This is a genomic window from Halogranum rubrum (genome assembly GCF_900114455.1).
GTDB classification, from domain to species: Archaea; Halobacteriota; Halobacteria; order Halobacteriales; family Haloferacaceae; genus Halogranum; species Halogranum rubrum.
This window is the reverse complement of the sequence record NZ_FOTC01000009.1, coordinates 106,024-129,160: the sequence shown is the minus strand read 5'-3', so window position 1 is coordinate 129,160 and position 23,137 is coordinate 106,024. Positions and strand designations below refer to the sequence as shown.

General features: G+C 63.9%; 19 protein-coding genes. 13 read left to right on the top strand and 6 right to left on the bottom strand.

Going from position 1 to position 23,137, the window contains the following annotated elements; genetic code table 11:
• Positions 1–65 precede the first annotated feature (65 nt).
• Positions 66–752, top strand: coding sequence for an MBL fold metallo-hydrolase (locus BM083_RS21330; RefSeq protein WP_177197738.1), 687 nt, complete (start codon positions 66–68; stop codon positions 750–752).
• Between the two features lie 95 nt (positions 753–847).
• The gene (locus tag BM083_RS21325) at positions 848–2,905 is read left to right on the top strand and encodes a hypothetical protein (protein WP_089872452.1); all 2,058 of its coding nucleotides are present in this window, start codon (positions 848–850) and stop codon (positions 2,903–2,905) included.
• Positions 2,906–2,937: 32 nt separating this feature from the next.
• Here the strand turns inward: BM083_RS21325 and BM083_RS24035 are convergent, their stop codons facing one another.
• On the bottom strand, positions 2,938–3,072 hold the full coding sequence (locus BM083_RS24035; RefSeq protein ID WP_281244257.1) for a DUF7503 family protein: 135 nt from the start codon (positions 3,070–3,072) through the stop codon (positions 2,938–2,940).
• Between the two features lie 215 nt (positions 3,073–3,287).
• On the opposite strand from BM083_RS24035, the gene BM083_RS21320 reads away from it, so the two are divergent.
• Positions 3,288–3,701, top strand: coding sequence for a JAB/MPN domain protein-containing protein (locus tag BM083_RS21320; RefSeq protein ID WP_089872450.1), 414 nt, complete (start codon positions 3,288–3,290; stop codon positions 3,699–3,701).
• Between the two features lie 7 nt (positions 3,702–3,708).
• On the opposite strand, the gene BM083_RS21315 is transcribed toward BM083_RS21320, so the two are convergent.
• Complete coding sequence (locus tag BM083_RS21315) at positions 3,709–3,918, bottom strand: ribbon-helix-helix domain-containing protein (RefSeq protein WP_009365655.1); 210 nt, start codon at positions 3,916–3,918, stop codon at positions 3,709–3,711.
• Positions 3,919–4,004: 86 nt separating this feature from the next.
• Between BM083_RS21315 and BM083_RS21310 the strand changes: the two genes are divergently transcribed.
• Positions 4,005–4,331: a DUF5789 family protein gene (locus BM083_RS21310; RefSeq protein ID WP_089872448.1), complete on the top strand. Its 327-nt coding sequence runs from the start codon at positions 4,005–4,007 to the stop codon at positions 4,329–4,331.
• On the opposite strand, the gene aglJ is transcribed toward BM083_RS21310, so the two are convergent.
• Entirely contained in the window at positions 4,328–5,344 is a 1,017-nt protein-coding gene (gene aglJ, locus BM083_RS21305) for an S-layer glycoprotein N-glycosyltransferase AglJ (protein ID WP_089872496.1), read from the bottom strand. The genes BM083_RS21310 and aglJ overlap by 4 nt on opposite strands.
• A 191-nt stretch (positions 5,345–5,535) precedes the next feature.
• Between aglJ and BM083_RS21300 the strand changes: the two genes are divergently transcribed.
• Both BM083_RS21300 and BM083_RS21295 read left to right on the top strand, forming a co-directional pair.
• A complete protein-coding gene (locus BM083_RS21300) occupies positions 5,536–6,678 on the top strand; it encodes a glycosyltransferase (protein ID WP_089872446.1) in 1,143 nt (380 codons plus the stop codon).
• Entirely contained in the window at positions 6,675–7,757 is a 1,083-nt protein-coding gene (locus BM083_RS21295) for a glycosyltransferase family 4 protein (protein ID WP_089872444.1), read from the top strand. The genes BM083_RS21300 and BM083_RS21295 overlap by 4 nt, the downstream gene beginning before the upstream one ends.
• Here the strand turns inward: BM083_RS21295 and BM083_RS21290 are convergent.
• On the bottom strand, positions 7,754–9,205 hold the full coding sequence (locus tag BM083_RS21290; RefSeq protein ID WP_089872442.1) for a lipopolysaccharide biosynthesis protein: 1,452 nt from the start codon (positions 9,203–9,205) through the stop codon (positions 7,754–7,756). The two genes, BM083_RS21295 and BM083_RS21290, sit on opposite strands and share 4 nt — an antisense overlap.
• Positions 9,206–9,208: 3 nt before the next feature.
• Positions 9,209–10,645 carry a sulfatase-like hydrolase/transferase gene (locus tag BM083_RS21285; RefSeq protein WP_089872440.1) on the bottom strand — a complete coding sequence of 479 codons (1,437 nt, stop codon included), beginning with the start codon at positions 10,643–10,645 and terminating at the stop codon, positions 9,209–9,211.
• 127 nt (positions 10,646–10,772) lie between these two features.
• Here BM083_RS21285 and BM083_RS21280 point away from each other — a divergent pair, with 127 nt between their 5' ends.
• The 3 genes from BM083_RS21280 (at position 10,773) to BM083_RS21270 (ending at position 16,788) form a co-directional block, all read left to right on the top strand.
• Entirely contained in the window at positions 10,773–11,801 is a 1,029-nt protein-coding gene (locus BM083_RS21280; RefSeq protein WP_089872438.1) for a phosphatase PAP2 family protein, read from the top strand.
• A 94-nt stretch (positions 11,802–11,895) separates the two neighbouring features.
• Positions 11,896–12,762: an SDR family NAD(P)-dependent oxidoreductase gene (locus tag BM083_RS21275; RefSeq protein ID WP_089872436.1), complete on the top strand. Its 867-nt coding sequence runs from the start codon at positions 11,896–11,898 to the stop codon at positions 12,760–12,762.
• 99 nt (positions 12,763–12,861) lie between these two features.
• Positions 12,862–16,788: a heparinase II/III domain-containing protein gene (locus tag BM083_RS21270; RefSeq protein WP_089872434.1), complete on the top strand. Its 3,927-nt coding sequence runs from the start codon at positions 12,862–12,864 to the stop codon at positions 16,786–16,788.
• 27 nt (positions 16,789–16,815) lie between these two features.
• Here the strand turns inward: BM083_RS21270 and BM083_RS21265 are convergent, their stop codons facing one another.
• Positions 16,816–17,715, bottom strand: coding sequence for an alkaline phosphatase family protein (locus BM083_RS21265; protein WP_089872432.1), 900 nt, complete (start codon positions 17,713–17,715; stop codon positions 16,816–16,818).
• A 121-nt stretch (positions 17,716–17,836) separates the two neighbouring features.
• On the opposite strand from BM083_RS21265, the gene BM083_RS21260 reads away from it, so the two are divergent.
• The 4 genes from BM083_RS21260 to BM083_RS21240 all read left to right on the top strand — a co-directional run bounded on the left by BM083_RS21260 (position 17,837) and on the right by BM083_RS21240 (position 23,018).
• Positions 17,837–19,213 carry an arylsulfotransferase family protein gene (locus BM083_RS21260; RefSeq protein WP_089872430.1) on the top strand — a complete coding sequence of 459 codons (1,377 nt, stop codon included), beginning with the start codon at positions 17,837–17,839 and terminating at the stop codon, positions 19,211–19,213.
• A gap of 60 nt (positions 19,214–19,273) precedes the next feature.
• Positions 19,274–20,260: an alkaline phosphatase family protein gene (locus BM083_RS21255; RefSeq protein WP_089872428.1), complete on the top strand. Its 987-nt coding sequence runs from the start codon at positions 19,274–19,276 to the stop codon at positions 20,258–20,260.
• 23 nt (positions 20,261–20,283) lie between these two features.
• Entirely contained in the window at positions 20,284–21,753 is a 1,470-nt protein-coding gene (locus BM083_RS21250) for a sulfatase (protein WP_245756964.1), read from the top strand.
• Positions 21,754–22,115: 362 nt separating this feature from the next.
• Positions 22,116–23,018 (top strand): glycosyltransferase family 2 protein, encoded by a 903-nt coding sequence (locus BM083_RS21240; protein WP_089872422.1) that lies wholly within the window; start codon positions 22,116–22,118, stop codon positions 23,016–23,018.
• Positions 23,019–23,137 lie beyond the last annotated feature (119 nt).

Below are 23,137 nucleotides of genomic sequence, written 5' to 3'. Positions count from 1 at the left end.
CGTGAGTCCCGGTTGGAAGCACCGGGAGACGGCCTTTTAAGCGGATTCCGCTCCTACGACAGGTCATGCCGATGAAAGGCTCGGGTCAGAGCGACCTACGCGAAATCGACCGGTGGGACGGCGGTGTCGGGTGGATTGCCTACCCGGACGAGCAGATGCAACGGGCCAGCCACGCGTTCGTCGCCGACGGCGGTGTCTGGGTCGTCGACCCAGTCGATGCCGACGGACTCGACGACCTGCTCGCGGAGTTCGGCGACGTCGCCGGCGTCGTCGTCATGCTCGACCGGCACAAACGAGACGCTGCGGCCGTCGCGAACCGACACGACGTACCGGTGTACGTGCCCGACTGGATGGCGGGTGTCGCCGGGAAACTCGACGCACCAGTCGAGCGGTTCGGTCGCGAACTCGCCGACACGGGCTATCGAGCCATCACAGTCCGAGATTCGTCGGTTCCGCCGTGGCAGGAGGTCGGTCTCTATCACGAAGCGAGTGGGACGCTCGTCGTCCCCGAGTCGGTCGGAACGGGAGACTACTTCCTCGCTCCGGGCGAGCGTCTCGGCGTCCACCCGATGCTCCGACTGTTCCCACCGGAGCGAGCGCTGGGCTCGCTCTCCCCGGAGCGCATCCTCGTCGGTCACGGTGAGGGAGTGATGCAGAACGCCACCTCTGCGCTCCGAGACGCGCTAGATGGGGCACGCCGCAAATCACCCGCACTGTACGGAAAGACGCTTCGAGCGTTTCTCTCCGGGTAGTTTCAATCGTCGGAACATTTTTGTAAAGTGAGCGGATATCTCAGGCATATGTATACCGTGTCGGTCACGGCTGAACGCACCGGAGGTGCAAACCGGTGACCGTCTCTATCACAGCACGAGACTCCGACACGGGACTGACGGTTTCTGACCTCGTCGAACGCCGTCAGTACGTCTTAGACACCTCGACACCGACGAATCCAACAACCGTCGACTGCGACCGTTTTTGGTTCCCCGTCGACGAGGCGGTCAGTATCGAGACGACGTCGCTCACGCTCCCCAGTGTCGTCGCGACGTACGTGCGGACGGCCGGCGGCGAGATGTTCGCGGAGGTCGACCACTTCGACAGCTACGACTTCCCCGACGGCGAGTACAGCGTCGAACTCTGTGCACCGGTCAAGTTGTACGTGTACACGGACGGGCAACTCTCCGTCGAAGCGAAAGCGGACTGCATGGAACTTCGCTTCGACGACGACGCAGAGGTGCTCGTCGGAGCACGCTCACACCACAAACGTCCCGAAGCCACCATCACGACGACGGGTGACCCGCGGGACCTGATGGCGGCCATCTCGTCGCTGTCGTCGGCGCTGAAGACGACGACCTGTGAGCGGTCGTATCCGACCCTCCGCGGTCATCCACCGACTATCGAACTCGGCGACGAACTCGACATTCCCGAGGGGTTGTCGGCACCGGACACCGGCGTTCGGATCGAACTGCCACCCGAGCGGCGGTATCTCTACCCGATTGCACCGCTGGCGTACTACCTCGGTGCGACGGTCGAACCGGGTGTCGTCCCCCGTATCGTCACCGACAGCGGGTTCGAGTACGAACTCGACTCACCACTCGGCTACGAGAACGAAGTCGAGCGTGTGTTGAAACAGACGTTCTTCTTCGACTGTCTAACCCGGACTGAAGGCTACTACAAGGTCAACCTGCACGAACGGGCGGCAGTCGAACATCTCGTCGACTTGGACTTCGCCGCGCTCTACGACTGTACGCTGGCCGAGCAGTTGGAGGCGTACCTCGCCGTGCCGTACGCCGTCATCGAGGACCACCTTCCAGAGTGGAAGCTGACGACGCACGTCGCTTCGACGCCGGAGAACGCCGAACTGTTGCCGTTCCTCGTCAACGACCTCGCCGTGGTCAAACTCCCACAAGGGCAGTCAGTCTCGCCCTCGGAGGCACAGATGACGGCCATCGGTGACTTCACACGAGACGACTTCACCCGGAGTGCGACCGACGGTGGGACCACCGTTCCGTCGCTCGTACAACCCGAGCAGGCAGATTCACTCGAACAGGCGTGGGCCGGCGACGACGCTCCAGTCGGTGCCAGTAAGGCATCCGTCCAAGCGTTCCGCAACCGTCTCGAACGCACTGCCTCCGACGGCGACATCGACATCACGGTCGTCTGTAACGACGACGCGATGGGAGAGGAAGGCGACATCGCCGAGCAGGTCTACGGGTCGCGTAGCGACTTACCGTTCGACGTCACCATCTACCAGAACCTCTCGACAGCGGCACTCCGGGCCGTCCTCGAAACCGAGATGGACTTCCTGCACTACATCGGCCACATCGACGATGAAGGGTTCAACTGCCCAGACGGCAAACTCGACGCCAACGAACTCGACACCGTCGGCGTCGACGCGTTCCTCTTGAACGCCTGTCGCTCCTACGACCAAGGGATGGCACTCATCGAGCGTGGCGCAATCGGCGGCGTCGTCACGCTCACCGACGTCATCAACAGCGGTGCCGTCCGCGTCGGCAAGACGATGGTTCGACTGTTGAATCAGGGGTTCCCGCTGCGCGCGGCGCTGGACATCGCCAAAGACCAGTCTATCGTCGGTGGACAGTACACCGTCGTCGGCGACGGGAACATGGACGTCGTGCAGTCGGAGAGTCGGACGCCGGCGTTGTTCGATGTTAGCAGGGCTGATTCGCAATACGCAGTAGGTGTGACGCTATACCCCACAGGAACTCATGGAATGGGATCGATGGCTATGCTCCCACTTGACGGCTGTGATAAGCAACATATCGCTTCTGGATATTTAGGAGCGTTTGAGGTGACAACAGCGGAACTGAGAGATCTCTTCGCAATGGAGGAACTACCAGTGATATACGAGGGTGAGCTTCGGTGGACTACGGATCTTAGCGTATAGTAGGGTAGCGATAGGCTTCTTTGTATACAGTATTACGGGCCACCAGTCACTGCGATAGCTCCTGCCGAAGCGTTTCCTGCCTGTGTGAGCAGCAGCATCATCGTGAACAGCACGCCGATCATTCGGGGGTTCTCTGCGAGGTACGTCTTGAGCGTTGCGTCGGACATTACAACTCAACCAATGCGCTTCGCTCATATAAAATTTCCTACATGTTTCTGACAAAATAATGTTGGAAAAATTCTCTTATATTCCAAACACAACGTCAAGAACCGTAAGTAAGCAACCATTACGGCCATTTAATCTATGATTGAAGTAAAGAATGTCTGAGATTTTTACGTCAATCTGCCGACGGTGTTATGCAGGTGAACCACGTAGCTGTGGTGTGGTTTACGTCACACGCGGCCTCGTCGACGTGCTTCTCGGCCTCGCAGAAGACGCAGAACCGAAGCCACTAGATGTCACACTGTCGACGACGCCAGCCAAGGAATTCGACACCGACCTCGGCGTCGACGGCGAGACACCGATACTGACGCACTTCGATCTTCCCGAGGCTGGGTGGCCCGTCTCTGCGGTCTTCGGGATGGACATCGGGACACCGGCCGGTCAAGGCCGTGCTCGGTTTATCTCACACCCACAGGGACGCCTCGAAGTTTCCGAACGAGACCATATGGCGGCGGTGATGGTCGTCGCGGTGCCGCCGTGGGACGAGCAGTCCTACGCCGCGTTCGACCGTGCGGGACGACGAGTCGACCTCGTCGTTCTCGACGCCGAACCGCCGCAGGAGTCGTTGGCGTAGAAACGCGTTACTCCAGATAGCCGAGGTCGGTCAGTTGGTCTGCAATCTCTTCGAACTCCGCCTCGGTGAGTCGACCCGACCGCTGATGCTGGATGACGATACTCCGCAAGAGGAACCGCACGAGGTCACTCGTACTGGAGAAACTCGTTCCTTCGATAGTGTCTTCGACACGTTCGGCGAGTTCCTTCGGGATGGAGACCGTCGTGTACTCGGTCATAATCGGCCGAAGGGGGTCGTATGGGATAAGTGCTGTTGCCCACAGTCACCGGAAACTTTTATCCTTCCAGTCCAAACGCCGTGTCGATGGCAGCCAGACCGCCGCAAGGGGACAGTTCACCCCCCGATACGATCGAGTTCGGTATCGCCGCAGTGAACGCCCGCCTCGACGAGACGAACCTCACGTTCCCTGCGACCCAATCGGAGATTCTCCGCGCCGTCGACGACACGGCCGTTCCCTGCGACGCCTCTGGCAACACCCTCGACCTATCGCGGGCGTTGGACGAACTCGGCCGTGACCGCTTCGAGACGGAGACCGAACTCCTCAACGTACTGCATCCTGTCTTCGAAGAACACCGAAAAGCTGCCTCCACAGACGTCGTCGGACGACTCCGCGGGATGCTTCCGTTCTAGCGGGGTTCGTCGAACGGGTCGCGCCCCTCGAACTCGTGCTCGTACTCCGATTTACCACGCCGTTCGAGCTGTTCTAGGCGGTCGACCTGCTCGCGGTGCAGACTGAGAATCATATCCGAGAGCACCCCGAACATCAGCAACTGTACTCCGAACAGGATAGCGGCGGCTGCGACGACGGCGAGCACTTCGTGTGAGATGCGGGGGACGCGGATGAACCACTCGTACCCGACGTACGCGGCCAACAGGAGACCGGCGAACGTCGACGCGAACCCGACGCTCCCGAAGTAGAACAGCGGGTTGTTCGTCTTCGCTCTGCGGTACAGTTCGAGGAAGATGATTCCGCCGTCGCGAATCGGGTGGAGGTTCGTATCGGAGCCGTCGGGTCGCGGGCGATAGGTGATGGGGACGACTGCGGTCCGCACACCGTGTTTGGCGCACTCCACGGCCATCTGGGTCTCGATGCCGAACCCGTCGGCAGTGAGGTTCAACCGCTCGAACGACTCCCGAGAGAACGCTCGATACCCACTGAGGATGTCCTGATAGTCGTCGCCGTGGATGAGCGAGAACGCCCGGTTCGTAAAGCCGTTACCGACTTTGTTCAACCGAGTCATCGCTCCGTTCTTCATATCTGCGAAACGGTCTCCGATGACGTGTTCGTACCCCTCTGCGAGCGGTTCGAGCATCAGAGCGGCGTCTTCCGGTCGATACGTCCCGTCGCCGTCGACCATCAACACGTAGTCCACGTCGACGTAGTCGAGTGCCTCGCGGACGGCCTGTCCCTTCCCAGAGCCGGATTGGACGACGACGCGAGCACCGTGCTCGGTGGCGATATCTCTGGTGCCGTCCGTCGATCCGCCGTCGACGACGAGCACGTTCGTAAACCCCTCCCGCCGAAATCCGGCGATGACGCCGCCGATAGTCTCGGCCTCGTCGTAGGTCGGGACGAGGACGCACACCTCGTCAGGAGAGATGCTCGCCGCGTCAGCTGCGACTACGGTTTCGACGGGGTCCATTGCCGCCAACTGGACGCGGCGGCGGTAAAAGCGCTTCTGATAGAGACTCTCGTGGACGTGGCTTGTTCTGTCGGTACGAATCGAGTATCCGCTCCAGTCGAGCGTCGCCATGTCTGCTGTTGGCTCCGACAGACCCTCGGACACGCGAAACATTCCACTGACTTTATCGGCCGTAGTGCCTACGCTCTCGCATGAACGTGCTCGTCGTCGCCGCAGCCCTCCTCGTCGGCGTCACTGCCCTCCCGTACTTAGGGTACGTCGCTCTCTACGTCCTCGTGCGCCCATCGGGGTCTCCCGCGACGAAACGCACCTGCGAACCGAGCGTCAGCGTCGTCATTCCGACGTACAACGAGGCAAAGATCATCGAGCACAAGCTCGAAGACATCCTCGCACTGGACTATCCTCCCTCGAAACTCGAAGTCGTCCTCGCAGACGCTAGTGACGACGGCACCGCCGACGTCGCCCGCGAGTTCCTCGGTCAGCGCGACGGGCCGACGCTCACCGTCCTCCACGACGACGAACGCCGCGGTGTCGCACCCGCGCTGAACGACGCCTTCCAAAAGGCGACCGGTGACGTCATCTTCCGGACCGACGCCGACTCCGCGCTCGCGACGGACGTCCTCCGGCAAGCCGTCGCCACCCTCGCCGATGCCGATATCGGGGCCGTCACGGGTCAACAGACCGAAGTTCTCGGTGACAGCGAAGTCGAAGCCGACTACCGGGGCATCCAATCGAAACTCCAGAGTCTCGAATCACATCTCGACTCGACGTTCATCTTTCACGGCCCTTGCTTCGCTTTCCGCCGCGAGGACTTCCATCCAATCGACCCGAACTCGCTCGCCGACGACACGGAAGTCGCCCTCCGCATCCGGCGCGGCGGGAAACGCGTCGTCATGGACCCCACACTCCAGTTCGTCGAATCCGGCGTCTCGGACTTCCGAAAGCGCCGTCAGCGCAAGGACCGCCGCGCGATGGGTCTCCTGAAACTGCTCGTCCAACATCGGGACATGCTCGGCGGCTACGGCTACTACGGCCGCGTCGTCCTCCCGTTCAACTGGTGGTTCATGGTTATCTCGCCGTGGCTGTTCGTGCTCGGTTCGCTTCTCGTCACGGCCGCCGCCGTGTCGCTCGTCGGCCTCTTCGGACTCGTCGTCCCTCTCGCTATCCTCGGGTTCGGCTACCTCGGCCAGCGTGACAGTCTCGGACCCGCCCAACCGCTCTACGCCATCGTGGACTCGCAGGTCTCGCTACTCGTGGCCAGCGTTCGCCTCCTCCGGGGTGAGGGAAGCGGCATCTGGGAGATAGACCGCGAGTCGCGGGAGGCCTTCGAGTGAAGGTTCTGCAGGTCACGACCCGCTACCCACCCCACACCGGCGGCGTCGAGACACACGTCGCCGAACTCGCCGAAGGGCTCGTCGCTCGCGGCCACGAAGTGACAGTGCTCACCGCCGACGCTCGCTCGGCAGACGCACCCCGTCGCCAACGACGAGACGGCGTCCGGGTGATTCGCCACCGCGGCGTCGCGCCGGGCGGCGCGTTCCACGTCGCCCCTGGTATCGTCCGCGCCGTCCGCGAGAGCGACGCCGACGTCGTCCACGCACACAACTATCACTCGCTCCCGCTCTGTTTCGCCGCTCTCGGGAACGAGCGCGGGGGGAAGCGCGGGCGTCCACTCGTCGCGACGCCGCACTACCACGGTGCGAGTGCGTCGGAGTTCCGCGACCGACTGCTCTCACTCTACCGCCCGCTGGGCGGGTGGGCACTGCGCCGAGCGGATGCGCTCGTCGCCGTCAGCGAGTGGGAGGCCGCGGCGTTGGCTCGCGACTTTGACGTGACCACCCGCGTGATTCCGAACGGTCTCCACGTCGAACGGTTCGCTGACGCGACACCGACCACTCGCGACCGACCCTACCTCCTCTCTGTCGGCCGACTGGAGGAGTACAAGGGCGTCCAGCACGCGATTCGTGCACTCGCTGAACTCCCTGAGTACGACCTCGCCGTCGCCGGGAGCGGCCCATTCGCGGACGACTTGCGCCGGGTCGCTCGCAGCGCAAATGTTGCCGACCGAGTCGAGTTTCTCGGCTACGTCGCAGACGACGACTTACCGGGACTCTACGCCGGGGCCGCGGCGTTCCTCACGCTCTCGGGGTTCGAGGCGTACGGGATGACCGTCGCGGAGGCGCTCGCAGCGGGGACTCCCTGTGTCGTCCGCGAGACGGGCGCACTCGTCGACTGGGTCGAGCGCGACGACGTGGTCGGTGTCGCCGACGGCGACGAGAGGAGTCCGACCGCTGTCGCCGAGGCGGTCCGGCAGGCAGTCGAACGCGACGCACCAACCCAACCACTGCCGACGTGGCACGACGTCGTCGACGCAATCGAAGGCGTGTACGAGTCGCTCGCTTCGGACGATTAGGGCGCAGACTCTCGCGGTTCCAACATCGGCAGGGTGTGTCGAAGCGTCTCACGGAAGTGCGGGCTCACGGCGAGCAACACGAGGAAGTAGACGGCCGCGCCGATGGCGACGTCGACGACGAGCCACGGCCAGCCGGTAACGGGAAAGACGAACCGTTCGACGCCGAAGACGGCGAGACACATCACCGCGCCCGCGACGAACTGGTCGAGGATGGGGCGCGTGAGCACGACGCCGCCGTAGTCGGTGTGCGCGACGTACTGGTACGCGACGACGCGCGTCGCCTCCGCGACGACGGTTGCCGTGATGACACCGACGAGTTGGTACTCCAGTCCGAGGACGACGGCCAGCGGCAGGTGGACGAGGAGCGTCCCGACGTTGACTCGGAAGATGAGGTTCGGGCGGTCCGTGCCCTCGATGGTCGCCTCGAACGGGAGTCGATAGACGTTGAACAGCTGATAGAGCGTCAGCCCGACGAGCGCCGGGGCGGCCCCGCGGAACGACCCCGAGAGGAGCGTGACGATTATCTCGGTCGGCATGGCGAGCGACCCGAAAAAGAGTGGCACAGCGATGAGACCGGCGTAGGAGACGGCGTTCGCGAGGTCGGCGCGGACGCCTTCGCCGACCGAACTCAGCCCGCTCGACTTGACCGTAAGGGCGTCGCGGATGCTCCCGGCGAACATCGCCGCGGGCATGGCGAGTTGGGCACCCGCGCTGTAGAACCCGACTGCCGTACTTCCGGCGACCCACTTCACGATGAGCACGTCGGCGCTGTCGTAGAGGTTCTTGAGCAGGGAGTTGGGGACACTGAACCGCGCGAAGTCGTAGACGCGCTGGGCCGAGTGGACCGTCGGCATCGACGGTGTCACCTTCGCGAGAACGAGAGAGAAGACACCCGTCAGGAGCGTCGCGACTGCGAGGCCCAGTGTGAGACCGAACGCGCTCAGACTCAGGAGGACGAACCCGAGTTGGAAGCCGAAGGTGAGGACGCTCCGCGCGCCGTCGACCCACGAGGCCTTCGCCGGGTAGCCGATACCCGCGTAGAACCGGTTAGTGATGTCGAACAGGCCGAGTGCGACGGTGATGGCGACGACGCCGAACGCGAGTTCGACCGACCCGAAGTAGTCGGCGGCGAACGGTCGCAAGAGCAGAAAGGCCGCGACGACCATCGCGGAGAAGCCGAGATGAACGATGAGGCCGACGCCGAGGTAGCCCGAGGGGTCCGAGTCGACTTCGCTGACACGCTTTCGGAGCGCGAGGCCGACACCGGCAGGAACCTGCACGAGCACGAACGCCGCGGCGACGGCGGTCTTGTAGTCACCCCACACCGTCGGCCCGAGCCAGTTGGCGAACAGGAGGAAGCCACCGAAGCCGATGGCCGCCATGATGGCCTTCGACCCGACCGAGAGGAGCGTCTCTCGACCGATACTGAGCGACTGCGTCTCCTTCATCAGTTAGAGATAACCCAAGTCCTGCAGTCGGTCCTGCGTGGCTTCGTCGACGTCGGGTCCGTCGTCTGTCCCTTCGGCTTCACCCGCTTCGGCCCGACGCTTGTACGCCGTAATCTCTTCGTCGAAGAACTCCGCGTCGAGTTCTGCGAAGGGAACACCTTCTTCGACACGACGTTGCCAACAGGGTCTGTCGTGGTCGAGTTCGTATCGGTCGCTGTCGCCGAGCGAGTCCCACTCGACTTTCGCTTCTGCGTCGTCGACGCCGTACACGCACCGAAGCATCCGGTTCCAGTACTCGGGGTTCTCGGGAGGACTGGCGATACTGCTCCCGATTAGTTCGGCCGGAATCTGCTCGTCGAACACGTCCGGCGTCTCCTCGTTGGCGAGACCGACGACGAGTTCGCCGAGTCGGAGATGCGAGAAGTAGCCGTGTTCCGCTGCACTGTACTCGGAGTCTTCCGGCGGATTGACGATGAGCAAGGGCACGTGTTGGAGGCCCTCCGAGAGACTGGAGTCGTGTCCGAAGAGATAGTCTTCGGCCTCGTAACCGAGGTTCTCGCCGTGGTCGGCGGTGACGACGAACGTCGTCTCCTCGTCGGTGGCGGCCTGGACGTCGTCGATGAACTGCGTGACTTTGCGGTCGAGGTAGTCGATGGCCGCGCCGTAGAGACCGCGGTGGGTCTGGACGTCGGTCACGTTGCGTTCGAGGCCCTCCTTCCCGTCGAGGTTGAGTTCCCACTTGTCGTAGTCGCCGGAGGACCACGTGTTCGAGGCGTTGTGCAGCGACCGGTCGTAGCCGCGGACGTGCCGCAACGGCGCGTGGGCGTCCATGAAGTTCGTAAACAGGAACAGCGGTTCCGAACTGTTCGAGACCGTCTTTACCCCCTCGCGGGCGATGATGCTCGCGCCCTCGTCGAGCAGTTTCGGGACGGGGAGCGAGGCGAGTGCCTTGTCGAGTTCGACGGCGGCCCCGTTGGCGAGACTCTTCAGCGGGTGGTCGTGGTCGAGACACGCCTTCGCGAACGAGACGAACTTCTTTGCACCCTCGCCTTTGTGCTCGTAGCCGAACCGACCGACGTGGATGCCCTCGGGGAACCGGCGGTCGGGCGAGACGTCGCAGAAGTCGTCGAACATCCGGTCGAATCCGAACCCGGAGGAGGCGTAGACGTTCGCGGAGACGCCGGTAGTGAAGTGTTCCGGTAGGTCGGCGAGGAAGGTGTCTTCCGCCGCGATGGCAGAGAAGTCGCGGTTGTGGTCGTGGACACCGTGTTGGTGGGGGAGTTTCCCGGTCATCATGCTCGCGTGACTCGGGATGGACCACGAACTCGCGGCACGGCACTGCTCGAACGACACCTCGGCACGCGCCTGGAGGCGGGGCGCGTACTCGTCGAAGAAGTCCTTGCGGACCGTGTCGAGGCAGATGAGGACGACGTTACGCATTACCGGAGGGTCGGTGGTCGGGCGTATAAATCGCTTGGAGACGGGGTGGAGTCGCCTTCGGGCGGTCTCCCGTACGCTTCAAGAGGGCGACGGGCGTAGACGTGGATACAGAAGAGAGATCTAGCCAATGTCACAACGCGAACGCTTCGACTCCGACTCCGTCGATTGGACACAACAGCACTGGAAAGCAGTCGTGGGGCTCGTGACCACCGTGTTCGCTCTCCTCGTCGCGCTGGTGTTGGTGTTCGAAATCGCGGTTCCAGAGCGTGGTCTCGGCCTCTTGGAAGGGCTCTCGGTACAGTTCGGGAGCGTGCTGACGCTCGCGGGGTTGGTCACCCAAGTCGGTGACCCCTGGTTTCTCCTGATGGCCGCCACCCTCGTCTATCTCCTCGGTGTCGAACGCTCACTCGTCGCGGGGCTTCGAGACGGTGCGTTCGTCCTCGGCGTGACGTTCAGTGCGTTCTCGCTGACGGACCTGCTCAAGAACTTCTTCGTCGCTCCACGGCCTCCCGGGGCGAGTACCGCCACCGTCCCGGAGTGGCTTCCAACTGCCCTCGGAGGAGCGTTCAAGAGTATCACGACCGGAACCGGATACGCCTTCCCGAGCGGGCACGCTCTCGGAACGACGGCCGTCGTCGCCGCGCTGGCGTACACGCTGAACGTCGGGTCGCGAACCAGCAGGTGGGTCGCCGGGTCTGTGGTCGTCGTGTTGGTCACGGCGTCCCGTGTCGTCCTCGGCGTCCACTTCTTCGTCGACATCGTCGCTGGTGTCGTCGCGGGGCTGAGCCTCTTCGCCGTCGCTGCCTCCGTCGGCAATCGAGAACCGCTCCGCGTGTTCGCACTCGGTGTCGTCCTCGGTCTCTTGGCGGTGGTTGCGAGTGCGATGTCGCCGGCGGGCGAAGTCTGGAAGGCAGGCCAGTGGCTCGGAGCCTCACTCGGGGCTGGCACTGCGTGGTACGTCGCGCGCCCGTCCCGAACGCTCGACCTCCGCGGGACGATTCTCGCAGGGGTTCCCATCGCCGTGCTCTGGATCGGAATCTACGTGATGGAACCGCCGCTCGTCGTGACGGTCGTCGGGACGGCACTCGCGGCCGCGACGACGATTGCGACGCCGACACTCGTCGCCCGACTCCGCGGGTTCAAATCCTCGTCTTGACTCCGGACCGAGGTAGACGACACCACTGTTAGGCAACTTTCCGCCGCTCGTCTCTGCCCCTACTGTTTAATCCTCGTCTCTCGAAGGGAGAGAGATGGAACAGGTCGTCCTCGTGACTGGCTGTGACTCCGGCATCGGCTACGCGACAGCCGAGCGGTTCGCACAGGCCGGGTGGACCGTATACGCGACGGGGCTCGACACCGACGCGATGGCACCACTCACCGACTTCGGCTGTCGGACCCGCGAACTCGACGTCACCAAGCCACGAGAAGCCGAGCGCGTCGTGAGGGCGATTCTCGCCGAGGCAGGGAGACTCGACTGTCTCGTCAACAACGCCGGTGTCGGCGTCACCGGCGCGTTCGAAGACGTTCCGACGGCCAGCGTGGCGGCGGGACTCGCGGTCAACGTCGTCGGCGTCCACCGCGTCGTCCGGGCCGTCCTACCCACGATGCGCGAGCAGAGTTCGGGTCGCATCGTCACCGTCGGGAGCGTCATCGCCCACTGGCCGGTGCCGGGGATGAGCGCCTACACCGCGAGCAAAGACGCGGTTACGGGACTGATGGACGGCCTGCGCGTCGAGTTGGGACCGCACGACGTCGACGTCGTCCTCGTCGAACCTGGCGTCACCCGCACGGGGTTCATGGAGACAGCGATGACGACGATTGCTGCCCGTCGGCAGATGGGCCGCGAGTACGACGACCTCTACCGGATGCTCCGGTTCTGGTTGCCGCTGCTCACGCGGACCGGGAACACTCCAGCAGAAGTCGCAGACCGTATTCAGGAGGCGGCGACGGCCGACTCGCCGAAGTGGCGCTACCCCGTCGGGTGGCAGGGACGACTCTTCTCTATCCTCGGCCGCCTCCCCGTCTCGGTGCGCGACCGACTCTGGTCGGTCGCGACCGGTGTCGCGAAAGTCGCCGACTACCTGCCGAGTGGTCGGTGGGCCTCCGTGAGGCGATAGTACCGAGGACGAGTCACCACTCACCCGCGATTTCTCTGGATAAGAAGACATTCTTTTTTGCAATACACTTATCGTTATACGATTGTTAAATATGCGTCAATGGCCCCCAACGATACCGAGTCAGGTGACCCCGAGACCACCGACTCGGCCACCGATACCGAACGCGTCCTCGAAGCACTGAATCCGCCGCTCGTGCGTCGTGACTTCTTGAAGACCGCGGGAAGCGGCGTGCTCGCCGCGCTCGTTTCGGGCACAGGTTCTGTGGCGGCACAATCACCTCGCAAGACTCGCGCCAGTTACTACACCGAAGCGAAACGACAGGCCGCCCGCGAGAACATCGCCGCGTACAGTTGGGCTCGGTCGATGCGGGACCGGGCAGTCGACGTCTCGGAGACGATTCTCGAACAGTTCACGCTCGACGACCTCTGGCACTACGTCGGGTCACAGCACATCCCCCGTGCCGCCTACCTCGCGGAGGGGACGGCCGGCTACTACCCGTGGTCGAGCGAGTGGAGCGTCAAGTACCCCGCGTCCGGCGTCTCGTACGCGGCGAAACCCGGTCGACAGTGGAAGAGTACGAACGGCGAGTACACGCTCCCCACGAACGACTTCGAGGCGTATCGGCGAAGCGGCCTCGACGACACGGGCGCGTTCGATCCGACTCGTGCCGACGACTCCTTGCTCGTCAACGAGGGGCACCCCGAGATGGGACCGACGTGGGGTGTCGACGACGGGTTAGGGTGGGTCGACGAGGCCGGTGACCTCGGACCCGCAGGGACGAGATGGGCGCCGGTCGCGTGGGCACACCACTGGCACGTCGTCTACGGCGTTCGTGCGCTGCTCGACCCGCTCTACAAGGCGTATCTGTACACGGACGACGAGCGGTACGCACGCCCGGTGGCCGTCTTGCTCGACCGCCTCGCCGACGTGTATCCCGACATGGACCTCCAGAACACGACGTACTTCACAGACGGTGGGTACACGGAACGAAACGGGTTCCCGAACCCAACTCACGGCGGGACCGGTCAGGGCAAACAGATCGGGTCCATCTGGGAGTCGTACTGGGTCAAGTCGGTGATGAAGGCCTACGATGCGATTTTTCCGGCACTCGACGTCGACTCGACGCTGACGGCGTTCTTGGACCAGAAGACCACGCAGTATCCGGGACTACCCGCCAAGAACACGACGAACGCGGTTCGTGCGAACATCGAAGAGGGGTTCGTCAAGCAGATGCTCCCCGGAGTCAAGAACGCACAGATTCGCGGGAACTTCGGGAGTCACCAGCAGACGCTGGCGCTGTCGGCCGTCGTCCAAGACGACCAAGGTGGCTACACGGACGAGACGCTCGACTTCCTGTTCAAGGCGGGAGAGTTGAAGAAAGAATCCGACGGCACGGCGTTCGGACACTGGTACATCACTGGCGGGGGCGTCCTCTCTCGACTCCTCACCGACTTCGACCGCGACGGGTTCGCGAACGAAGAGAGCGTCCAGTACAACGGAATCGTCAGCGGTGGCCTCCAGGGGACCGCCGACGTGCTGAACGGGTACACCGGGTACAGCAACGCCGACCTGTATCAGACGCCGCAGTTCAAGCGGACCTTCTTGACGCAATCGCAGTTGACGTATCTCGACCAGTACAACCCCCGACTCGGTGACACCGCCGGTGCAGGAAAACCAGGGTTCGGGAACATGCTCAGCCCGGACAACCTCGTTCGCGCGTACCAGACGTACGAGAACCTCGAACTGGTCAAGTGGATCTACCTGCGCAACGGGAAGTCGACCAGTGGCTTGCGTGGGAGCATCTTCGATCCGGACCCGAACGCCGTCAGCGACGACATCGACAGCGTCCTGTCGGCGTCCGGGCCGCTCGATTTGGCGAGCACACAACTCGCCGGCTTCGGCCTGACTGCACTGCGGGCGGGCGACACCGAAACAGGCACTGGACGCGGTGTCTGGACGTACTACGGACGGAACGCCTACGGGCCGGACTCGGGATACGGAACCAGCCACTGTCACCGTGACGCACTCAACATCGGGCTGTTCGGCCACGGCTTGAATCTCTCACCCGACCTCGGCTACCCCGAAGAGACGGGCGACTGGCCGAAGCGGTGGAACTGGACGTCGAACACCATCAGTCACAACACAGTCGTCGTCGACGAGCGGACGCAGGACAGACAGTACGTCGGGTCGCCGACGCTGTTCGACCACACCGACCGTGTCCAAGTGTTCGACGTCGAATCGAACGACGCCTACCGAGAGACCACCCAGTACCGGCGGACGACCGGACAGGTCACCGTCGACGCGGAGAACTCCTACGTAGTGGACTTCTTCCGCGTCGACGGCGGCGACGACCACCACTTCAGCTTCCACGGTCCCGCTGGCCCCGCCACGCAGTTCGAGTACAGTCTCCGCCCCGGTGTCTCCGAGTTCGTCGTCAGACAGGGGAGCGGAGGGGTCGGTGTCTCCCGCGAGCACGCCTACCAGGGGGACTGGTCGACGGTCGTCTACGACCCGTCGGGGGGCTCATACGAGTGGCGCGGACTCGCCGTCGCCACCGAGAGTACCGACAGAGACGTCCGCGTGTACGTCAACGCCGCCCCGACGGGGACCTACGACTACTGGCAACACGCCCAAGCGGTGTATCTGGGCCGAGATTCGACCGGTAGACACGTCTGTGCGGGCGTCGGCAACCACGGGAGCGGACAGGACCCCCGAATCGGACTCTACTATCCGGAAGACGACGAGTGGGTGAGCTACGACTCCATGGCGGATTGGGAGAAAGACACGTGGTACGCCCTCGACGTCTCGGTACGCGGCTCGACCGTCGACATCTCGCTTCAGTCGCCAACGGGCGGAAACGTCCACGCGACTGGGTCGTACCAACTCCCGAGCGAAACTGAACAGATGGTCGGCATCTTCGGTGCGCTCGGGGAGGGACAGACTGGTGAACTCTTCTTCGACGGGTTCACTCTCGACGGCGCACAACTGGAGTTTCTCGACTCCGAGTTCGGCGAGACGCGGACGGTCACGATGACCGGCCTCTCGCTCACGGAGCAGTCCGAAGGAACCTACGCGGGGATAGACGTGCCCAAACCCGGACACGGCGAAGATACCGCGTACAACGACGCCGTCGGAAACGGGTTCAACTATCTGTACGACGTGGAACGCGACACCGACCCGAGTGCGCAGTTCGGCGTCGAGTGGGACGTTCGAGACCACTGGGACACGCGGTCGGACAACGCCGAAGACGTGAAGCTACGGTTGACGATGCTCACGGCCTGCGACGACGTCGTACTCGCAAGTGGCGACCCACCACAACGATGGAACAACCCGGAGACGTTCAAGTATCTCGTCGCACACCGACGCGTACTCGGCGGCAGTTCGACGTTCCAGTCGGTCATCGAAGCGTACGACGGCGAGCGGTTCGTCGAGTCGGTGACTGCGGTCCCGGTGACGAGCGACGACCCGACTGCTCGGGCGGTGCGCGTCACACTGACGAACGGTCGAACCGACTACGTCGCCAGTGCGCCGGGACATGCGGGTGAGTCGACCGAGCACACTGTCGACGGTGTCTTCACGTTCGACGGTGCGTTCGCGGTGTACTCCGTGGACGCCAGTGGGAACCACGAACACGCCTACCTGCTGGACGGGTCGACACTCACCGTCGCCGGTGAGACACTGCTCGAACAGCGGTCTCGAATCGAAGGCGTCGTCGAGGACTTCACTCGGAGTCTCTCGCTCGACAACGAACTGCAGATTCGAGTGACGAACGGGGCCGTCGACAGCCAACTGTTGGAAGGGGTCGTCGGGTCGTGGGTGTACGCCGACGCGGTCGACGAACGAAACGGTGCCTACGAAATCGTCGGTGTCGAGAACGTCACGAGTACGACGGCGACGCTCAAGTTGGGCGAACTGACGACGGTGAAGCAGTTCTCGAATCCGGATAACCCCAACGCCGGGTACGAGTATCTGCTCCGAGAGAACGGAGACGTCGTGATTCCGTCGAGCGCCACCTGGTCGAACTGAGCGAGACCGTCCCTCTCTGTTCGACCGCTACTCCATGTAGCCGAGGTCTTTGAGATGCTGGACCGGCGTATCGGAGGAGGCGGCGGTGTCGTCCACAGTCGCTGTCTCGTCGACGTGCGCTTCGAGCCACTCGCGTACGTCGTAGACGGAGTTCGGAAGCGGGCCGTCGACGCCCTCGGCCGAGACGAGCGCCTCGAAACTGTGCGTTCCGGGGTCCGCGTCGTCGAGCCAACCGACCTGCATCCCGTGGTCCGAGAGGATGACGAGTCGGTCGACGCGCTCTCGGAGGTAGCCGACTTCCCGGTCTATCCACTCGTAGGTCTCCTTCAACCGTCCCTCGCGGTTCGCGTAGGTGTGGCCCATGATGTCGACGACGTGGGAGTGGACGCCCGCGATGGGGACGTCCCACTCGCTGGCGACGGAGAGCCACCCCAACTCCTCGCCCGCGAAGCCGACGAGTTCGCGTTTTAACTGCTCTTCCGTGACGTCACCGCCGCTGGCCATCGCCATCAGTCGCCACGCCTCGCGGACGTGGTCGGCGGGGGTGATGCCGGGCCAGTAGCGGACGACACCCTCGTCGAACAGATGGCTCGCGTCGGTTTGGGCCATCGAGCGTTCCTGCCCGGCACGTTGGAACGGGCGGCCGAGCGTCGAGCGAACCTCGCGCGGGAGATACTGCGTCACCTTGCTTGCGGCGCGGAGCGCCGGGTTGTCCCACTCGTTGGCGTCGCCGACGACGCCGTGTTCGTCGGGTCCGAGGCCGGTGGCGACGGTAGGCCAGACCTCCATCGTCCGCGGGAAGTCGAGCGTGTGGGCGTACGTCTCCAGTTTCGCGTGGTCGTCGAGGAGGAGGTTCGTGCAGTCCCACTCGCGGGCGAGGCGCACGTCCGCCGCGTCGAGCGCGAGGACCGCGATGGTGTCGGTCATTACTCAGGAGTCGCCCGCCCGTGGTGTTATATGGTTCGTTCGCCGGGAGCGGTCGGACGCGGGATGGACACTATCTCGGCAACCAGAATTTACAACTAGCAGTGGTCGAACTGTTGGGTAGATGCCCTCCAAGCGCACCTATCGCTTCGTCTTCGTGGCACTCCTCATCGTCTCGTCGGGCTTTCTCCTCAACGGCTATCTGAGTTCGACCGCCCGAGGTGGCGAGGCGGAACTCGCTCGACAGGCGTCGCTCCCGGCGGACGAGCGGACACAGGTCGCCGCCGAACGCGACGGGATGACCGTCGTCACCACCTCCTCGCGTCCGGGGAGCCAAGCCGAACTCGCTGCGTTCAACCCGAACGGAACCGTCGCGTACTACAACGACTCCTTCCGGAAGTTCTTCGACGTCGACCCGGTTCCCGGGACTACTCGGACGGTGGAGTACGTCGCTTCGCGGAACCTCCCGAGCGCGGAGTGTCCCATCGAGGCCGCCCGAGAGGAGTGTATCCTCAACGCCGTCGTCCGCGTCAACGTCTCGACGGGCGAGACGACGCACGTCTACGAGCGCGTGACGCACAAAGACTGGCACGACGTCGACCGACTGGGCCCCGACCGCCTGCTCGTCGCCGACATCGCCGAGGACCGCGTCTTCGTCGTCAACACGACGACGGGAATGCAGGACCTCGCGTGGGACGCGCAGGCCGACTACCCCATCAAGGGCGGCGGCTTCTACCCCGACGACTGGACGCACATGAACGACGTCGAGCGACTGGACGACGGGCGCATCATGGTCGGTCTCCGGAACCAAGACCAAGTCGCGTTCCTCCATCCCGAGCAGGGACTACAGGAGAACTGGACGCTCGGCAGCGAGAACGACCACGACGTCCTGTACGAACAGCACAATCCCGACTACATCCCCGAGTCCGAGGGCGGTCCGGCCGTTCTCGTCGCTGACTCGGAGAACGGGCGGGTCATCGAGTACCAGCGTACCGACGACGGGTGGAACGCGTCGTGGGCGTGGGCCGACAGCGAACTCCAGTGGCCGCGCGACGCCGACCGGATGCCGAACGGCCACACCCTGATCACGGACTCGAACGGCAACCGCGTCGTCGAAATCGACCGCGCGGGCGACGTCGTCTGGAGCGTCGGCATCGACACGCCCTACGAGGCGGAGCGTCTGAGTACGCCCGACGAGAGCGAGGGCGGCGAGAGCGCCCAGCGACTCGGCCTCGACTCTCGCGGCGACACGGCGGCCGTCGAGTCGACCGGCGAAGAGGAGCAACGCCACACCAACCCCTCGCGGCAGTTGTGGAACCTCATTCAGGGACTCGTCCCGAGTCTCATCGTCAACGGTGTGGTCTTCATCATGCCCGCGTGGGTCGGCTTCCGCGACGTGCTGACCGTCGTCGGGATGGGTTTCGTTACCTTCGTCTGGGCCGTCGCCGAGTTCCGGTGGTCGGCGTGGGAACTCCGGTCGCCGCTCAGCCGTCGGCGATGAGTCAGAGATAGAAGACTTTTACCTTCTCCTCGAAGCCTGTAGGACAATGAGTGGGTCTCGATGGGTCTGACAGACACCGCCTCCTACGTCCTCGACGGCCTGCGAGAGAGCTACGACGACCCGTTTTGGTGGCGCGAACGCGTCTTCGAGTTCCTCGTCGGCCCGTTTCACACGAACGTCTACCCGACCCGACACGGGTCGGTCCGCGTCATGGACGAAGACTGGGACACGCTCGTCGTCCTCGACGCGTGTCGTGCCGACCTGTTCGCCGAACGAGCACCGCTGACCGAGTACGACGACTACCGGACGGTGACCAGTCGCGGCAGTACGACCCGCGAGTGGGTCCGGCAGAACTTCGCTGGCGGCGACTTCGGCGACACCGTCTACGTCACCTCGAACCCCTACGTCTCCCGCGAGGCGGGTGACGCCTTCCACGAACTCGTCGAGTGTTGGCTGGAGGACTTCGACGAGGAGCGCAAGACCGTTCCCCCGGAGGCTGTCGTCGACGCCGCAAAACGCGCCCACGAGGAGTACCCCGAGAAGCGCGTCATCGTCCACTTCATGCAGCCACACCACCCCTTCATCGGCGAGCACGAACTCTCCTTTGCCGGGTGGCAGATAGAAGGTGAGACGCACGGGGGTGCGGGGGAACGAATCGAACCCGACCACACGACCGAACGCCAGCGTCCCTACACCCCGTGGGACGCGCTGTGGATGGGCCGCGTCTCGAAAGACGACGTCTGGCAGGCTTACGGCGACAATCTGACGCTCGCACTCGACGCCGTCGAGGACCTGCTGGACGACGTCGAAGGTCGCGTCGCGGTCACGAGCGACCACGGCAACATGCTCGGCGAGCGGACGTTTCCGCTTCCCCTGCGGGTGTACGGCCACCCGAAGGGGATTCGGAGCAAGGAGTTGGTAGAGGTGCCGTGGGCCGTCAAAGACGTCGGCGAGCGTCGGACCATCAGTACCGGTGAAACCCAGTCGACGACGGACTCGGACGCCGACGACCTGGAAGACCGACTGGCAGACCTGGGCTACGTATGAGTTCGAGGAGTGCGAAGCGTCCGATGAATCCGAACGTCCTACTCGTCGTCCTCGACAGCGTCCGCGCGAGCAACACCTCCCTGCACGGCCACGCGAACGAGACGACGCCGTTCCTCGACGACTTTGCCGCGTCGGCGACGCGGTACGAGCAGGCGCGCTCGCCCGGGTCGTGGAGTCTACCGAGTCACACGAGCATCTTCACCGGTCTGCACGTCGCCGAACACGGCGTGACGGAGCCGAAACACAGACTGGCTGCCGGGAACACGATTTTCGAGGAGCTACAGGAATCGGGCTACGAGACGGCCGTCTTCTCGGAGAACCCGTGGCTGACGATAATGGACGTGGGTCTCGACGCTGGCTTCGACGAGGTATCTGGCGCGCAGAACGTTCTCTTCCCGGAAGCGGCGAACCCGACGGAGTTCACGGCCGCCGAGGGACAGGGCCAGTACGCCGAGTACGTCAGACGCTGTCTGGACGGCGACCATCCGGTGAAGTCGCTCCTGAACGGCGTGGGGACGAAACTCGCGTGGGACTACCCAAATCTCGTTCCCGATTGGCTGATGGCGTCGGCCCCGGCGAGCGCCTACGTCGACCGGTTCGTCGACTGGCAAAGCGAGCGAGACGAGCAGTGGGCGGCCTGCATCAACCTCATGGACGGCCACGCGCCCTACGAACCCGCGCCGGAACACGACCGGTGGGGTGGCAAGCGTCTGAAGAAGATTCAGGCCGACTTGGAGAAACACGTCTGGTCGTTCCACGCTGGCGACGCCCCGTGGTGGCAGTGCCGGGCGTTCGAGGCGCTCTACGACGGGGCTATCCACCAGATGGACGCCCAGTTGCGCCGCATCGTCGACGTGCTCGAACGCCGCGGCGAGTTGGACGACACCCTGCTCGTGGTCACGAGCGACCACGGCGAGGGCTTCGGTGAGGTGTCGCGGCTGAAAGGGACGCGGTTGGTCGGCCACGTCGAAGGAATCCACGAGTCGCAGTTGCACGTCCCGCTGGTCGTGAAGCATCCGGGACAGCGCGAAGGTGAAGTAGTGTCAGAGCCTGCGTCGTTGACCAACTTCCCCGACGTCGTCCGCGCGGTGCTGGATGGAGATGGCGAGGATGCTCAAGGAGGGTTCGCCGAGGGGCCGATTGTGTCCTCCTCTGCTGGGTTGACCGAACCGAACATGAAACTCGCGCGGGAGTACTGTGACGCCGACGAACTCTGGCAGTTCCGCGGCGAGATGCGGGCAGTGTTCGAGGCGGAGAGAGAAGGAGACGTCGACGGCGCGGTGTCGAAGTACGCCGACTGGGAAGACGAGTCAGTGGGCGTTCGAGTGCTCGACTCGCACACGTCGTACGTGCGCGAACGAGGTGATGGTGGGCGAGTCGGTGAGGTCTTTGGGCGGTTTTCGGACGCTGGAGTTCGTGAGTCCGGAACAGACGTCGACGACGTCGACGACTCGACGCGTCAGCGGTTGCGGGACTTGGGCTACGCGGAGTGAGTCGGTTGTTTTGTCGCTTCAACTGCTCTCAGTAGTGAATTCTTGAACCCCTCGAAAGCCCACGCGCTATCGACTCGGGAGACTCGCTGTGCTCCTCGTCACTCGCTACGCTCGTTCCTGCGGTGCTTGCGTCGTCTGCCTTCGTCGATAGCGCGTCCCCTTTCAGTCCCACCCGCAACAGCCACGTCCTCCCCAGCCGATTCCGCTCCTCAGTCACTTCGTTCCTTCCGGTGCTCTATCCCTCGCGTGCGTGTCTCGCGCCGACGAGCGACGCGAAGCCACGCGCCAGAACGCTCGATCAATCGGTCGTCGTAACAGAGAACCCGACCCGTTTATCACCGCGCCGACAGTCTTCATCACTCATGCCGCGGTACAGCATCGCAATCTGTAGCTACAACATGGTCGAGACAGTCGTCCCCTCCCTCCGAAGCATGCTCGACCAAGTCGGCGACGACTTCGAGTTCGTCGTCGTCGACGGCGGGTCGACAGACGGGACGGGTATCGAACTCCGCCGTCTCGAAGCCGAAGACGACCGATTTCGCGTGTTCACGCTCGACCCCGACCCCGAGCGCCGACTGGGCGCGGACCGCCAACGGTCTATCGAGGAGTGCGAGGGCGAGTACGTCCTCACGCAGTTGGACGTCGACGACGAGTACGAACCAGTCATCGAGGACTTCGTCTCCATCTACCACGACTTCGAGGCCGGTATCGACCGCGAGTTCCTGCTCTCGGGGACGGGTATCAACATGGCTCCGAAGTCGCTGTATCAGGCGATTCCGTACCGAAACCTCGCCAGTTCCGAGGACCGCGACCTGTGGCGACGACTGTTCGCCGCGCGGGCCGTCCTGTGGCTGGAACACGACCAGATTCGCGAGCAGATCGGCTACGAGAAGTCGTTTCGAGACCACCTCCGGCGCGACTGGAGCGGCAAGGTCGCCGACGCGCAGGTTGGCATCGACTTCCTCTCGTGTCTCGCGTGGAGCGTGAGCCATCCGCGGTACCACATCCTCGAAGAGGAGCGCGGTCCCGTTGGTCGAGTGGCCAAGAGTCTCTACGACCTCGTAACGTACCCGCTGGCGTACCGCGCGGCGCGCGAGTTGCCGCGCTTCGAGACGCCGCCGGGCTTGGAGCGGCGCGGAACCGTCGAGGGACTCATCGCCGACGCTCGAAAGCCGCTCGCCGAGTTGGAGGCCGAGTACGATGTTGCTGTAGACCGCGAGGCACTCTCGGAGCGAGGACGGGCACTGTTCTGTCTCGACGAGTGAGCCTGAGCGGACCTGACTGAACCGTTCCGCCCGCTGGAGTGTCTGGCGTAACAAGCCCGAATTTGGGTGTCAGAGCGGGAGAGACGGCGAATCGACGACAGTGTGCTTTCACAAGGCTT

Bases quoted from the DNA above. Each gene is read 5' to 3' on its own strand.
- BM083_RS21330 (WP_177197738.1), top strand. From the start codon at position 66: ATGCCGATGAAAGGCTCGGGTCAGAGCGACCTACGCGAAATCGACCGG.
- BM083_RS24035 (WP_281244257.1), bottom strand. From the start codon at position 3,072: ATGTCCGACGCAACGCTCAAGACGTACCTCGCAGAGAACCCCCGAATG.
- BM083_RS21315 (WP_009365655.1), bottom strand. From the start codon at position 3,918: ATGACCGAGTACACGACGGTCTCCATCCCGAAGGAACTCGCCGAACGT.
- BM083_RS21310 (WP_089872448.1), top strand. From the start codon at position 4,005: ATGGCAGCCAGACCGCCGCAAGGGGACAGTTCACCCCCCGATACGATC.
- aglJ (WP_089872496.1), bottom strand. From the start codon at position 5,344: ATGGACCCCGTCGAAACCGTAGTCGCAGCTGACGCGGCGAGCATCTCT.
- BM083_RS21300 (WP_089872446.1), top strand. From the start codon at position 5,536: ATGAACGTGCTCGTCGTCGCCGCAGCCCTCCTCGTCGGCGTCACTGCC.
- BM083_RS21290 (WP_089872442.1), bottom strand. From the start codon at position 9,205: ATGAAGGAGACGCAGTCGCTCAGTATCGGTCGAGAGACGCTCCTCTCG.
- BM083_RS21285 (WP_089872440.1), bottom strand. From the start codon at position 10,645: ATGCGTAACGTCGTCCTCATCTGCCTCGACACGGTCCGCAAGGACTTC.
- BM083_RS21280 (WP_089872438.1), top strand. From the start codon at position 10,773: ATGTCACAACGCGAACGCTTCGACTCCGACTCCGTCGATTGGACACAA.
- BM083_RS21275 (WP_089872436.1), top strand. From the start codon at position 11,896: ATGGAACAGGTCGTCCTCGTGACTGGCTGTGACTCCGGCATCGGCTAC.
- BM083_RS21270 (WP_089872434.1), top strand. From the start codon at position 12,862: ATGGCCCCCAACGATACCGAGTCAGGTGACCCCGAGACCACCGACTCG.
- BM083_RS21265 (WP_089872432.1), bottom strand. From the start codon at position 17,715: ATGACCGACACCATCGCGGTCCTCGCGCTCGACGCGGCGGACGTGCGC.
- BM083_RS21260 (WP_089872430.1), top strand. From the start codon at position 17,837: ATGCCCTCCAAGCGCACCTATCGCTTCGTCTTCGTGGCACTCCTCATC.
- BM083_RS21255 (WP_089872428.1), top strand. From the start codon at position 19,274: ATGGGTCTGACAGACACCGCCTCCTACGTCCTCGACGGCCTGCGAGAG.
- BM083_RS21250 (WP_245756964.1), top strand. From the start codon at position 20,284: ATGAATCCGAACGTCCTACTCGTCGTCCTCGACAGCGTCCGCGCGAGC.
- BM083_RS21240 (WP_089872422.1), top strand. From the start codon at position 22,116: ATGCCGCGGTACAGCATCGCAATCTGTAGCTACAACATGGTCGAGACA.